Annotated in this window: 11 protein-coding genes and 1 riboswitch; of the genes, 3 read left to right on the forward strand and 8 right to left on the reverse strand. The window is 60.2% G+C overall.

Features of this window, described 5'->3' with window-relative positions:
- Positions 1–148: 148 nt before the first annotated feature.
- The 5 genes from B2A78_RS24955 to B2A78_RS24975 form a co-directional block, all read right to left on the reverse strand.
- Complete coding sequence (locus B2A78_RS24955) at positions 149–1,822, reverse strand: sialidase family protein (protein ID WP_077732763.1); 1,674 nt, start codon at positions 1,820–1,822, stop codon at positions 149–151.
- Entirely contained in the window at positions 1,819–2,622 is an 804-nt protein-coding gene (locus B2A78_RS24960) for a VPLPA-CTERM sorting domain-containing protein (RefSeq protein ID WP_143735314.1), read from the reverse strand. The genes B2A78_RS24955 and B2A78_RS24960 overlap by 4 nt, the downstream gene beginning before the upstream one ends.
- A gap of 119 nt (positions 2,623–2,741) precedes the next feature.
- A complete protein-coding gene (locus B2A78_RS24965) occupies positions 2,742–3,578 on the reverse strand; it encodes a hypothetical protein (RefSeq protein ID WP_077732765.1) in 837 nt (278 codons plus the stop codon).
- An 82-nt stretch (positions 3,579–3,660) separates the two neighbouring features.
- Positions 3,661–3,739, reverse strand: a riboswitch (cyclic di-GMP riboswitch).
- A gap of 705 nt (positions 3,740–4,444) precedes the next feature.
- The gene (locus B2A78_RS24970) at positions 4,445–5,200 is read right to left on the reverse strand and encodes a class I SAM-dependent methyltransferase (RefSeq protein WP_143735315.1); all 756 of its coding nucleotides are present in this window, start codon (positions 5,198–5,200) and stop codon (positions 4,445–4,447) included.
- A gap of 48 nt (positions 5,201–5,248) precedes the next feature.
- The gene (locus B2A78_RS24975) at positions 5,249–6,961 is read right to left on the reverse strand and encodes a tetratricopeptide repeat protein (RefSeq protein ID WP_077732767.1); all 1,713 of its coding nucleotides are present in this window, start codon (positions 6,959–6,961) and stop codon (positions 5,249–5,251) included.
- Between the two features lie 467 nt (positions 6,962–7,428).
- Between B2A78_RS24975 and ilvB the strand changes: the two genes are divergently transcribed.
- The 3 genes from ilvB to B2A78_RS24990 all read left to right on the forward strand — a co-directional run bounded on the left by ilvB (position 7,429) and on the right by B2A78_RS24990 (position 10,314).
- Positions 7,429–9,096 carry an acetolactate synthase large subunit gene (gene ilvB, locus B2A78_RS24980; RefSeq protein ID WP_077732768.1) on the forward strand — a complete coding sequence of 556 codons (1,668 nt, stop codon included), beginning with the start codon at positions 7,429–7,431 and terminating at the stop codon, positions 9,094–9,096.
- A 3-nt stretch (positions 9,097–9,099) separates the two neighbouring features.
- Entirely contained in the window at positions 9,100–9,408 is a 309-nt protein-coding gene (gene ilvN / locus B2A78_RS24985; RefSeq protein WP_077732769.1) for an acetolactate synthase small subunit, read from the forward strand.
- A 453-nt stretch (positions 9,409–9,861) separates the two neighbouring features.
- A complete protein-coding gene (locus B2A78_RS24990) occupies positions 9,862–10,314 on the forward strand; it encodes a beta/gamma crystallin domain-containing protein (RefSeq protein ID WP_077732770.1) in 453 nt (150 codons plus the stop codon).
- A 294-nt stretch (positions 10,315–10,608) separates the two neighbouring features.
- Here the strand turns inward: B2A78_RS24990 and ccmI are convergent, their stop codons facing one another.
- From ccmI to B2A78_RS25005, 3 genes are read right to left on the reverse strand one after another with little or no spacing between them, the layout of a single operon-like run.
- Positions 10,609–11,802, reverse strand: coding sequence for a c-type cytochrome biogenesis protein CcmI (ccmI, locus tag B2A78_RS24995; protein WP_077732771.1), 1,194 nt, complete (start codon positions 11,800–11,802; stop codon positions 10,609–10,611).
- 6 nt (positions 11,803–11,808) lie between these two features.
- Positions 11,809–12,261: a cytochrome c-type biogenesis protein gene (locus B2A78_RS25000; protein ID WP_346425861.1), complete on the reverse strand. Its 453-nt coding sequence runs from the start codon at positions 12,259–12,261 to the stop codon at positions 11,809–11,811.
- Positions 12,258–12,788 carry a DsbE family thiol:disulfide interchange protein gene (locus tag B2A78_RS25005; protein ID WP_077732772.1) on the reverse strand — a complete coding sequence of 177 codons (531 nt, stop codon included), beginning with the start codon at positions 12,786–12,788 and terminating at the stop codon, positions 12,258–12,260. Before B2A78_RS25005 ends, B2A78_RS25000 begins: the two co-directional genes overlap by 4 nt.
- Between the last annotated feature and the right edge of the window lie 137 nt (positions 12,789–12,925).

Genomic DNA, 12,925 nt, shown 5'->3' on the forward strand with positions numbered 1-12,925 from the left:
CGAGTTCCTTGAGGGAAAGATTTCGGGAAACTCCGATCCGGTTCTTGGCCAAGTTCAGGACGAACGATCGCTCGTCGACGACGCGAACCATGGGCAGAAACCGGGTTTTCCGAGTTTCCGTCGATGGATAGGGCGAGGTATCCATGCCTCACTCGGCTGCGCACCGAGGACGGGTACACGACAAGGTCAGCTTGCGGGCATCGAGCGCGTCGATCGTACCGTTCTTGTCGATATCGCGGGGATCGTCCGGACCGGACGCGGATTGATTCCGCACGGCGAGGATCAGGTCGATATCCAGGCGATCGATATCCCCGTCGCCGTCCAGATCGCCGGCCAGCGGGGTCGTTTCGCACGAATCGGGAATATGATCGGCATCGGCGTCACCGGCCCGGCCTTGTTCGATATCCAGAACGTCCGACACGCCGTTTTCGTTGCAGTCCGGAAACACGTTCAGATAGTACACGTCCTGCTCGCCGTTGAAGGTTGCGGTATAGGCAACGCTTGCGCCGTCCCTCCTGGAAACCAGGGTCGAATAGTCCCCCATCTTTTGGGAAGCGTGCGGATAGCCGATCGTGGTATCGAAAGGCTGGCTGACCGGAACGTTTTTGCTCCACGTTGCGCCGCCGTCCCATGAATACGCGTAATACAACCGCGAAACGTTATAGCTGCCGCTATCGCGCGTGTCGTACCAAACGGCGTCGATGCGCGAGTTCGGAGCTACCCCCATCATGCCGAACCATTGCCACGAATCTTTATTGGGTTCGTCGTCGTTGACCCTGATCGGCGCCGACCAGGTCTCGCCGCCGTCGCTGCTTCGGACGAATTTGATGTCCAGATTGTCTTCGCCGGGCGGATCCACCGTCGCCAACACATAGACCTTGCCGCGCAACGGCCCGTTGGATCGGTCGACGTCGACTTGAACGTCGCCTATGGGACCGTACCGATTCGGATTGTTTCGAAAATTGAATAAAGGAGCGGGACCGCCGATATCCAGGATCTGCGTCGTAAAGGTGGGTATCGAATCCGGATCTCGCGCGTCCAAGGACTTCGAGAAAATGTGCTGGTAGTGGTTTCGATTCTGGGTCTCTTCGTCCCATTCACTGGGCTCGAGCCGTCCGGCGATATACAACTCGCCTTCCGGCCCCACCGCCATGGTGCCGAAACTCGGGTTACCGGGAATTCCCACCGGCAGCTCGAAGCTCGCTCCGCCGTCGATGGAACGGGTGAAACAGTAGTCATCGCCGGTTTCGCGCCAGTTGACGTAGACATGGCCATCGCCGATTCCGCCGCTACGGTCTACCGCGATCTGGCCTTTGTCGCCGCCTCGTCCGTGGGCGAATACCGGTTCTTGCCAACTGCGCCCGCCGTCGGTCGACTTGATGACTTGAATGTCTTCGATATAGATGCCTTGCTCGTCGAAACGCAGACTCTGAAAGTAAAAGTTCCCCTGAGCATCCACATCGATGACCGGATTGCTTCGGCCTTGTCCCGGCGTCAACGATCCCGGAAAGGTCCAGCTGGAACCGCCATCCTGGCTATGCGCCCAGCCGCCTTGGCGAAAGGAGGACTGCACGGAGTCGAACTGACGCCAGGCGATGACGATGTTGCCGGGGTCCAGCGGATTGATGGCCATGGTGGGCTCGTTGGCCGCATCGCCGGTAATGTTTTGACCGGCCGCGTCGACGTTGACCTGGATGCTGATATAAGGACCAAAAGCGGAATGCGTGGCTGCGGCGTCGGCGCATGCGAACGCCAGTATCCATCCGGACCACACCGCGGCATGCCGTCCCGGATGTGGATTGCGTATACCGGACCGTATCATGCGCGGTAACTCCGGGATCTGCCGAACAGGCCGAATCCGGCGAGACCCGATACGAACAGCCACACCGCGGCCGGAACCGGTACCACGGTGGTTTGAAAACTGAAATCGCCGACGATCGCGCCCACGGTGCCGCCAAAATGCTCCCATCCCGGCCCGACCCCGAGTTCGCCCGACAGGGTGAACGAATTCGGGTCGAGCCCCATCGCCACGTTGAACAAGTTGAAGGATTCCGACCGGAAAGAATAATGGTTATAGAGCGTCCAGCCCGAGCGTCCGGTCTCGGCATCGATGTTGGCCGCGTCGAATTCCAGGGTGTAGTCTCCGGAGACGATGCGGTTGCTCGGCGATCCGGTATCGATCCGGAAACGGCTGACGCCGCCAAGACCGATTGCGCCGGTGACGCTGCCCGCGAAATCGCCCGGATCGAACGTCAACGTGGTCGGCTTGGTTCTCCGGCCGACCGGGACGTCGACGGTAGCGCCGTTGACGGCGAATTCGAGACCCGTGGCCGGGATTTCGCCGACGCCCGGCACAATATGATCTTCCAAAATTTGCGCGTTGTTGCGCACCGCCGCGGCTTGTGCATCGAAAAATTCCTCCAGATATATGGAAGGCGCATCGGTCGCGTCCAAGGAGACGGCGGCGGCCAGCGCATCCCGGTCCAGGTTCATGAGCAATGCGCCGCCGGAAACGGTGGCGGCGGTCGCCGTTGCCGGAAGGAATGCCAACCATGCGGCTAGAAATGTCAAACAGGGTGCAAGAGTTTTGCCGAATCGCGAGAGTCGGTGGCGTGTAGTCATGAGGATAAGTCCGTAACAGGTCGAAGGTGGGAGCGTTTATCCGGCCGATTGGCCGGATAAACGCGATAAACGGCCCCCGGGCGGCTCGGCAGCCCGGGTCGACGGCCTCTATTCGGCGATCAAGCGGATAAAGCCGCCTGGACCGACTTTCGGCGGGCGCCGGCCAGCAGGCTTAACAAGCCGCTGCCGAACAGCCAGACCGCTGCCGGCACCGGAACCACGGCAGGCGAAACCAGAGTGAAGGTAGCGGCTTTACCGGCGGAGTTCGAGCCGTCGCCGCCGAACAGGAAAGCGGTCATATTGGGTGACCACCAGAGTTCCCCGGTCATGAGCAATTCATCGCCATTGGTGGTAACGCTGATGTTGCGGGCATCGTAAGTGGACGTTCTGAAGCTCGTGTTGTTCCACAAGGTCCAGCCGCTGTTGACGCCGTCATTTCGACTCGCGTTGTATTCGAAGGTGTAATCTCCGGACGTCAATGTACCCGTGAAACTGCCACGGGTCATCACGACACCGTTCAACCCGATCTGGCCGTTGGCGATAAAGGCGGACGAGTCGACCAAAGCATCCTGACTGGCATCCCAGGTCAACGTGGTGGGCTTGTTGGCGCGGCCGCCGGCGCCCGTTGGAATTCCGGTGCCGGTCAGATCGGCGGGATTGACGACGTATTCGAGCGTTGACGGCGCGGGGTAGGTGTTGGTGGGCACCGTTATGATATCCGCAATGGTCGAGTAAGTATCGGCCACCGCCTTGGGAAAGAAGTTCGCGACATAATATTCGGTTAACCCGCCAGGACCGATGGTTAGTCCTTCCAACAGGTTGTTCGGGTTGTCATAGGTAACGCTAAAAGTTCCCCCGTGCAACACACCGGCATCGGCCGAATTGGCCATGATCAGGGCAGCCGCTGCGAGAATGGTCTGTCGGATCTGCATTTTCTTGACCCCAAATTTTTGCATGGATTTTTTCCTGTGATTTGAAACATCGAGAGGTTGTGCGGCAGGCTCGAGAAATCCATAGCCCTTGAATAACTCTCACAGGAGAGGCGGCCCGGCCGTCTTGAATACCAAGACCCGCGGCTTTCCGAGTCCGCCTCGCGGCGGAGGTGGCGAAGGCGTCTCGTCCCTGAGACCGATATCATTCTGGGCCAACGGACAGGCATGCGCCCAACCGCCAGTCGTCGCTGATAAAAACCGCCGAAATGACAATGACAATAAGGCTCGAAAACTGGCGTTCTTATCGGGCAGTCAAGCTGCTAAAGCAGATACCGTGCCAGTGAGCAGGGGTATTCCGAGACTAACAAGCCGTAATATGAAAATACCGGGGAACGGTGGAAGCGAAGCGTAATTTACCTGGGAACACATGCCAATTTACAGGCATGTCACGGGAAAGAGGCAGCGAGTATCAGTGCATTAACAAATGTATCGTTAATGCGTAGGTATCCGGGCGCCCATGGCGGATATCAATGCGCGACATACCGCATTATGTGGGGAACAGGTTAAATGCCACAATTCAATGCGCATGACATCATCATAATCTGTTGTCTTATTTGACATTAATCGTCTGTCCTGTGAAATCCCGCAAGGGTTAAGGCATACAACGTAATTATTCGATGGCAATCGACAAATACACCAGGGATATTCGGGACAAACTGCGTGATTCATGCTTTTGCGGGAATATTTCCCGATATTTGTAATCCATGGACTACGTTCAGCGGACCATGGATTATTGGACTTCGTCTGGGCCGCCAAATCAGCATCATTTGCCGGCCGCACAAACGGTCGCTGCGTGCTTGAAGATACCTTGGTTTCTTCGGTTCTCGTGCCTATCCTTCAGGACGCAGTCCTTCATCCGATCTCTTGTAGGCGATGTATGCCAAGCGTCGTTGAGCCAGAGGATGGCGGCCGTAATGGGGTGAGACGGTCACCTCGAAACCGGCGCCGGCGAGAAGACGTTCGATTTGGGCGCCGCCCAAAACGCCGATCCGGTGCCGCTCCTCGGAACGGCGGTAGCCGTGGCCGCCTTTCCTGAACACGGTAATGTCCCGAATCAACAGGTTTTCCTGCGGCTGTTCGGATATCTCCACCAACACCGCCCAATCCGGCCCTTTGCGCCAGGAGCGATAGTACATGGGTTCGCCGTCCGAGCGGACAAGGATGTCGAATGCGAAAACGCCGCCTTTCGGCAGACAGGAAGCGATGTTCCGGAACAAGCGGTCAAGGCGCGCTTCCGACGGCGCTCCGTCGGCACAATAGTTCAGGGCTTCGCCCAGGGCCGTGACCGCGGCGCAAGGGCGGAAGTCCACATCGTACAGCGATGCGGTTTGAAACTGTGCTTCGGGCGCTGTACGCCGGGCCAGTTCGATCATCGGCGCGGAAACATCGACGCCCAAAACCGAATATCCGTGCTCCAGCAGTTTCCTCGCCCAGGTTCCGCTTCCGCAACCCAGATCGATTATCAGGCCGGAATCGAGACCCGTGGCGCGGAACAGCGCCAGCAACTCATCGCCGGCGGCATCCACCAGATCGGGGAAGCCGACGTGATGAACATAGGCGAGATCTTCCTCATAGAACGGCATCATCGTTTCGAAGCATTTTTTCGACTGGAATTCCGCCAACCCATGGGGCGGTCAAAGCCGGTCCATCCCGATGGGTTCGCCGTTATCGGCACGGGTTTTGGTCAATCGCCGTTCCGCGTCTGCTGCGGCGCTGTCCTTGCCCTGCTTTCGATACACCTCGGTCAGCGCCCAGAGCGCCCAGGCGTCATTCGGCGCTTCTCGGAGCGAAATATCGAGCTCCCGCTCCGCCCCCGCCAGATCGCCCTGGAGAAACCGCAGCGCGCCTACCGAACGGCGTATCGGGTAGTACCAGTAGGGCGGTTCCATATAGGGCAGCTTTTCCTGAAGCGCCGCCGCTCTTTCGAAGGCGGCGGCGGCGTTTCCGAGATCGCCTTCGGCCTGGGCGATGCGCGCCGAAAGCACGTCCTGGGCGATCCGAACAATGTCCGCCGCCGGGACGCCGGCTTCCGTCAATCCGGAAAAATCCGCCGTTTTGGCGATCCCGGTCAGGGCGTCGAGCTCGACCCGCGCATCCTGCGGCGCTCCCTTGGCCGCCGCCGCAACGCCACGGGTATAGCGCCACATGGCTTGTACGTACGGGAACTCCGAGCCCGGATCGGCCATTTTCAGGACCGTTTCGGCCGGGCTGAACTGGGCATGGGCGAAGTATGGCGCGGCTTTGACCGGCTGTACCCACGGCACCGCGCGGACCGTCTCGTCGGACAGCACGCCGGCGAGTTTCTCCGCCGCCGCGAGAGCGGTCTTGCCGTCGCCCGCCATCTGCGCCGAAACCATCAGGAAATGAACGTTGTGCGGATAATAGCCTTGCGCGTAGATGCCCTTTGCGCCGGTCTCCTTCAAATAGGCCTCGTCGACTTCGATGGCGGCGCGATTGGCTTCGAGAGCGTCCCGATAGCGGCCCAGCCGGTAGTAAAGGTGTCCCGGCATGTGGACCAGATGTCCCGCGCCCGGCATCAGACCGGCGAGGCGTTTCGCATAAGGTTCCGCCCGTTCGGGCCGGTCGGAAGCCTCCATCATATGGATGTAATAATGAATCGCGCCGGGATGGTCGGGGTTGTTCGCCAGCACCCGCTCCAGGACCTCTACGATTTCCGCCGTGCGCCCCTTGGGTTTGCGGCCTTGGTCAGCCCAGTAGTCCCAGGGTGCGAGATCCATCAGGCTTTCCGCGTACAACACGGCGATCTCGTCATCCTCGGGGAAACGCTGGGCGAGTTTGCCCATCGCCGTGGCGTAGGCTTGGTCCAGGCGCTTCCGGTCGGTCTTCGGATTCTTGTCGTAGCGTTTCGCGAGCGCCTCGATCAAGGCTTGCTCCTTGGGGCTCGCGTGCTTGGCAAGGGCTTTCGCCCGCTCGATCGCGGCCCAGGCCGGGCCGACCGCGGAAGGCTCCATCGGCGCATTGATATTCGGTCCCAACACCAAGGCTTCGCCCCAGAAACACATGGCGCACTGGGGATCGAGTTTCTGCGCCATGCGGAAGGCCCGTTGCGCCTCCAGATGGTTGAAGGCATAGGCCAATCTCAAACCCTGATCGAAATATTGCTGGGCGCGGGTGTTGCTCGTGGTGATCTTGTAGCTCAGCGTGCCGAGGTTGTCCCACAGGGGCGGTTCGCTATCGACGTAGACAGCCTGGGCGGCAGCCGTGTCCTTGGGATAATGCCCCGCTTCGGTGTGAACATGGCCCGTCGTTTCGGCGGCAAGTGCCGGTTGCGTGCCGATCAGCAGCGAGGCCAGCAGGCCGATGCCGACGGTATCGGAAAATTTCATGATCCCCTCCTCGTTAAGCTTAGGCTTGAATGCGTTCCGTCGAACGGGAAACGCGATTATCGTAAAAACGACCGTTCATTGCTTAGGCGTAAAAACCAAACTCTCGGGTTCCGGGTTTGGTGATTTCCGCTCGCTTTTGTTTGCCGTTATACCGAAGCGGTCATATTGTGGCAGTGAAATTGTAACAACGGCTTGCGCGAAAAGGCCTCGCTGAGCCAGAATAACCTTTCGACACGCTCTGAATATTTACTCGTACCCGATCCGATCCATGAACCTCCGTCACTTCGCCATTCGTCGCATCGTCGCCCTCGTGGTGGTCGTCGTCGTGCAAGTGGTGATGCGCGCGCCGTCGTGGGTTGGAGATGAGTAAGTAAACGACCTGATTCAACAACCCCCGCCGGCGCAAGCCGACGGGGGTTTCTTTTTTGGGGCCTCCGCCGGACTCCGGCTCTACCAAGGAGAACCCCATGACGATACTATCCGGCGCCCAACTCACCGTTCGCCTCCTCGAGCGGCAGGGCGTGCGCGTCGTTGCCGGCATTCCGGGCGGCGCGAATCTGCCGATCTACGATGCCTTGTCGAAATCCGCGCAAATCCGCCACGTCCTCGCCCGGCACGAACAGGGCGCGGGCTTCATTGCCCAAGGCATGGCGAGGGTCACCGGCGTTCCCGCGGTGTGCATGGCCTCGTCCGGACCCGGAGCGACCAATCTGCTGACCGCTATCGCCGATGCCAAGCTCGACTCGATCCCGCTGGTGGCGATCACCGGCCAGGTGCCGCGCGGGATGATCGGCACCGACGCCTTTCAGGAGGTCGACACCTACGGCCTGACGATTCCGATCACCAAGCACAATTTTCTGGTGGACTCGGCGGCGGAACTGCTCGAGGTGATGCCGAACGCCTTCCGCATCGCGGCTTCGGGACGTCCGGGGCCGGTGTTGATCGATATTCCCAAAGACGTGCAGACGGAGTCGATCGACGTGAACGCATGGCCCGAACCCGGCGCGCCGGACCCGGCTCCGCCGGTCGATATCGCGCTCGTCCAGCGGGCGGCGGATCTGATCGAGGCGGCGGAGCGGCCGATTCTGTACCTCGGCGGGGGCATCATGCACGCGGGGGCGTCGGAAACGGCGTCGGCCCTGGCCGAAAAATCGTCGCTGCCGACCGTGATGACTTTGATGGCGTTGGGCGCATTGCCGGTGGACCATCCGCTGTCGCTGGGCATGCTCGGTATGCATGGGGCGCGCTGTACTAACCTGGCGCTGGACGAATGCGATCTGCTGATCGCCGTCGGTGCCCGTTTCGACGACCGGGCGACGGGCAAGGTCGCGGCGTTCTGTCCGCACGCGAAGGTCATTCACATCGACATCGATTCGGCCGAGCTGAACAAGATCAAGACGGCCCACGTCGGCATCCGGGGCGACGCGGCGGCCGTGTTGCAAGAATTGCTGCCGAGAGTGCGGGGGCAAGACCGGTACTCGTGGCTGGCCCGCGTCGCCGAATTGAAGCGGATGTTTCCCCTCGTCACGCCCGGCATAGCCGACCCGCGAACCCATTACGGCTTGATACGCGCCGTGGCCGAGAACCTCGACGACGAGGCGATTGTCACAACCGACGTCGGCCAGCACCAGATGTGGGTGGCACAAAGCTATCCTCTGCGCCGCCCGCGCCGCTGGCTGACCTCGGGCGGCCTGGGCACCATGGGCTTCGGCCTCCCGGCCGCGATCGGCGCGGCGCTCGCCGAGCCGGACGCGGCCGTGGTCTGTTTCTCCGGCGACGGCAGCATTCTGATGAACGTGCAGGAGCTGGCGACCGCCGCCGAGGAGGACGTCAACATCAAGGTGGTGCTGATGAACAACAACGCTCTCGGTTTGGTGCACCAGCAGCAGACGCTGTTTTATGGCAAGCGCATCTATGCGTCGCGGTTTCGTGCCGCGCCGGATTTCGTCCGGATCGCCGAAGGCTTCGGCCTGCGCGCCGTCGATCTCGATACGGCGGAGAACCCGAAGGAGGTCCTGCACCAAGCGCTGACCACTCGCGGCCCATGCCTGATCCACGCCGGCATCGACGTCGAGGATCAGGTATTGCCCATGGTGCCGCCCGGTGCTGCCAACATAGAGATGATCGGAGGCTGAATCATGGACGGACAGTCTTTATTCGAACAACGGACGTCGGCGCGGACCGTGCTGGAGCTCGACGTCGTCAACCATCCCGGCGTCATGTCCCACGTGGTCGGCCTGTTTTCGCGCCGCGCCTACAATGTCGAGGGCATCCTCTGCATGCCTGTGGGTGCCGGCGCGACCAGCCGAATCTGGCTGCTGGTCAATGAAGACGCGCGCCTCGCGCAGATGGTCAAGCAATTGGAAAAGCTGGAAGATGTCCTGAGCGTACGGCGTCATGGCGCGGATCACGAAGTGTTCGAGCGGTTGGAGGAGTTCTTCCGCTAGAGCGTTTGGTGGCGGCTGCTTGTGAGCCACCGTCTTGCGCGTCGATCCCGTTTGTCGGCAAAGGATTGCCGACCTACGAACCGGCGTCGCTCGGTAGGCCGGGAATCCTTTCCCGGCGCAGAGGGTCGGCGAGTGCGTTCGTCGGCAAAGGATTGCGGACCTACGACCTCCACCTTTCAGGCAGACGTTCTCTAGTTCGGGAGTTCCGGCCAGTCTTATGCCCACACCGCGAACGATGTGACTGATTATCGAATCTTGCCGACCGGGGTTCTCAAGCGTAATCTGGACCTGAGCCGCAGATCCAAGTTGACGGACCGAGGTTTGGCAAAGATTTAGGAACTCGTAACATTCAGAAGGACTCCAAGTTTGCGGGGCTGCATGCCAAGGAAGGGCGCAAACGACGGTCCGTTGCGGCTGTTTGCAGACCAACCTTCGAAATATAGGGAGTTTGCCATGTATACCAAGTTCGCTCCTAGGCTTGGCAGGTTCACATCTTTTCTTTTCGCGGCTGTTTTGTTGTGGTCCGCGAGTTGGGCGGCAGCTGCGAAGGAATGCTGGCTGGATCTCTATGATAAGGCGGATTACCAAGGTTCCCACGTTCGCTTGAAAGGACCCGTCGAACTGTCCAACCTCAAGTCACTGAGCGGCGAGGACTGGAGCAATCGCATCGAAAGCCTGGTTGTTGGTCCGGATGCGGAGATTTATGCCTTTCGGCAGGAAAATTTCGAGGATACACCCCAGGGACCGATCTATCACCAGAAAGAGCTTCAAGCTTTGGGAGAAAAGGACATCGGGAGTGCCCAGGATTTGAAGATCAGTTTCGGGCCCGGAACCAAGGAACACCATCTGGGCGACCTGAATTTCCACCGCAATATCAATTCGCTAAAGGTCCAGTGCCGGCGGTGAGACCGGATCGCTCGATTTGAAGAGATCCCGTTTGTCGGCAAAGGATTGCCGACCTACAACTACGATTTCTGCGACCTGCCCCAAAGTAGGTCGGGAATCCTTTCCCGACGCCGACGGGCGGCCAACGGCTTACGTCGGCAAGGGATTGCCGACCTACAACAGTGGGAGCTGGGTTTAGCCCGCGACTCAATGCCATTCGATATCGCGGGCTAAAGCCCGCTCCACAAGATCCTCCATGATCCGCCGTTCAGAACTGGATGCGGTGTCGCAACCGGGAGCAGGTTAGCGCCCGGCCTATTCGCCGACGATCCGGTCGACGACGATCTTGTAGCTGCCGTTATCCTCGGGCGCCACGGCTTCACTCAAGCCTTGCAGGTCGCCGGCCTCGGCTTTCGGCTGTCCGCTCTTCGAAATGCGCGCCCCGATCACGATGCGGTCGGCGGTAGAGAGCGTCATGCCCTGCATCATGGACATGGAGTCGTCCAGCACGACTTTTACCGGCAGGTCTTTTGCCTGCTTGCGAACGACCGCCAAAGGCATGGGAGGACCTTCGGCCGCACGGGCGAAGACGAAAAGGGCATCGTCCGGCGCAACCCGGCTTTTCAGATTTTCCGCCAGGGTCACCGTAACGCGGATCTGTTTGCCCGCGCCCGTTGCGGCGGCGGGTTCCGACGGCGTTGTTTGGGCGGGGAGTCCTTGGACCTGGGCGATGTATCCCTCAATCTGCTTGGCCTCTTCGCTGCCAGGCCCGAATTGCTTTTTCAGTCTTTCCCAATACTCCACGGTCTTGGCCGCGTCCTTCCGTTCGGCGGCGGCGATTCCCGCCATCCAGAGCGCGGTTTGGTGATCGGGATTCTTCTTCAGGATTTCGTCGACGATTTCGGTCGGCTTGCCGGCCATGCTGCCCTGATGGGTTTCGGCCAATGCCTGGGCATACAAAGCCTTGACGTCCAGATCCTCGGGGGCGAGCTTGAGGGCGAATTCATAGGCCGTTACCGCCTTGTCCGGCTGATCGGTCGCTTGCAGCGAGCGGGCCAGCAATACCCAGCCCTCCAGATCGTTCGGCTGCTTGGCCAGCCTTTCCGCCAGCTGGCGTATGCTGTCCTGGACATCGGCCATGTTGTTCGGCGCACGTGCGCCGATCAGGTCGATGCGGCCCAGCGCGAGGTAAAGCGTCAAGGCCAGTACCGGAACGATCGCGAGCGTGGCCAGGACGGCCGAGCGGCCGCGGGTGCTCGACTGAGCTTTCGTCTCTTCGGCAGCCTCGAGATCCCCGAGCAGATTCCGTTCGGATTCCGCGGTCAGGCGCTCCAGATCCTCGGGGCTTGCCGCTTCCTGGGCGAGTTCGGTTTGCCGCTGCCGGTGCAGAAGGAGATTGAGCCGCGCCCGGTTTATCCGCCCGCCGCCGGTCTTGCCGAGGAGTGCGGGAAGGAAAAAGACGTAGCCCACTATCAGAAGCAGTACGGCCGAAAGCCAGAAACCCGTCATCGATATTTACCCTTCGAGATTGTTTCGAAGCCGCTCCAGGCGCTTCTTTTCTTCATCGGTAAGCGTCAGGTCCTCGCCCGTGTTGCGGCGTCTCACCTGTCGCCATAGAAAAGCGCCTCCGCCGGCCAGAAGCAGGAACGGCCCGACCCACAGAAGAGCCGTCGTCATTTTGAAAGGCGGGCGATAGAGCACGAAATCGCCGTAACGATCGGTCAGGAATTTGACCGCTTCCTGTTCGCTTTTGCCGCTTTGGATGATGGTGTAGACCTCGTCCCGCAGGTCCTTTGCAAGATCGGCATCGGAGTCGGCCAGGGACTGGTTTTGGCAGACCAGGCAGCGAAGCTCTTCGATCAGGCGCTCGTAGCGCTGTTGCTTGGCCGGATCGTCGAACTCGCGGATTTCGATAGCTTGAACGGTAAAGGGAAGAATCAGCAGGAACGGCAGTAACCGATGCATCATGAAGACTTGGCCTGTAATTGGCGGATCAGGGGGAGTAGTTTCTTTTCCAGGATTTCGGGCGTGATCGGTCCGGTCTGCTTGTGGCGGATGATGCCGTCGCGATCGACGACGAAGGTTTCCGGCACGCCGTACACGCCCCAGTCGATGCCGGTCTTGCCTTCGGGATCGAAGGCGCTCGCGGTATAGGGATCGCCGAAGCGCTGCAGCCAGGCTAGGGCGTTGTCCCGCTCGTCCTTGTAGTTGAGGCCGTAGATGGGAACGATGTTCTGCTTGGCGAGTTGCAGCAGCACCGGGTGCTCTTCCCGGCAGGACGTGCACCAGGACGCCCAAACATTCACCAGACTGACCTGACCCTTGAGATCGTCGCTGCTCAGGGTCTTGCCGGCATCCGCCACCTGGGGCAGGGCGAACATGGGCGCGGGCTTGCCGATGAAGGGCGAAGGCACTTCCTTGGGATTCAGAGTCAGACCGATGCCGAGAAAGATCACCATGACGGCGAACACGGCCAATGGAATGAGATAGCGCATGACGGGTTATGAATATGCCGTTACGGAAAGAGACGTACTATAAATCAAGTGCTATGTAGCCCGGGATAAGCCTGTCCTAAGTAAAGTAGGTCGGCAATCCTTTGGCGACAAACTGTCGGGAAGGGTCGTCCTGGCGC

This window comes from Methylocaldum sp. 14B (assembly GCF_002005105.1).
Taxonomy (GTDB): domain Bacteria; phylum Pseudomonadota; class Gammaproteobacteria; order Methylococcales; family Methylococcaceae; genus Methylocaldum.

Coding starts and splice junctions, on each gene's coding strand:
- B2A78_RS24955 (WP_077732763.1), bottom strand. CDS start 1,822: ATGATACGGTCCGGTATACGCAATCCACATCCGGGACGGCATGCCGCG.
- B2A78_RS24960 (WP_143735314.1), bottom strand. CDS start 2,622: ATGACTACACGCCACCGACTCTCGCGATTCGGCAAAACTCTTGCACCC.
- B2A78_RS24965 (WP_077732765.1), bottom strand. CDS start 3,578: ATGCAAAAATTTGGGGTCAAGAAAATGCAGATCCGACAGACCATTCTC.
- B2A78_RS24970 (WP_143735315.1), bottom strand. CDS start 5,200: ATGATGCCGTTCTATGAGGAAGATCTCGCCTATGTTCATCACGTCGGC.
- B2A78_RS24975 (WP_077732767.1), bottom strand. CDS start 6,961: ATGAAATTTTCCGATACCGTCGGCATCGGCCTGCTGGCCTCGCTGCTG.
- ilvB (WP_077732768.1), top strand. CDS start 7,429: ATGACGATACTATCCGGCGCCCAACTCACCGTTCGCCTCCTCGAGCGG.
- ilvN (WP_077732769.1), top strand. CDS start 9,100: ATGGACGGACAGTCTTTATTCGAACAACGGACGTCGGCGCGGACCGTG.
- B2A78_RS24990 (WP_077732770.1), top strand. CDS start 9,862: ATGTATACCAAGTTCGCTCCTAGGCTTGGCAGGTTCACATCTTTTCTT.
- ccmI (WP_077732771.1), bottom strand. CDS start 11,802: ATGACGGGTTTCTGGCTTTCGGCCGTACTGCTTCTGATAGTGGGCTAC.
- B2A78_RS25000 (WP_346425861.1), bottom strand. CDS start 12,261: ATGATGCATCGGTTACTGCCGTTCCTGCTGATTCTTCCCTTTACCGTT.
- B2A78_RS25005 (WP_077732772.1), bottom strand. CDS start 12,788: ATGCGCTATCTCATTCCATTGGCCGTGTTCGCCGTCATGGTGATCTTT.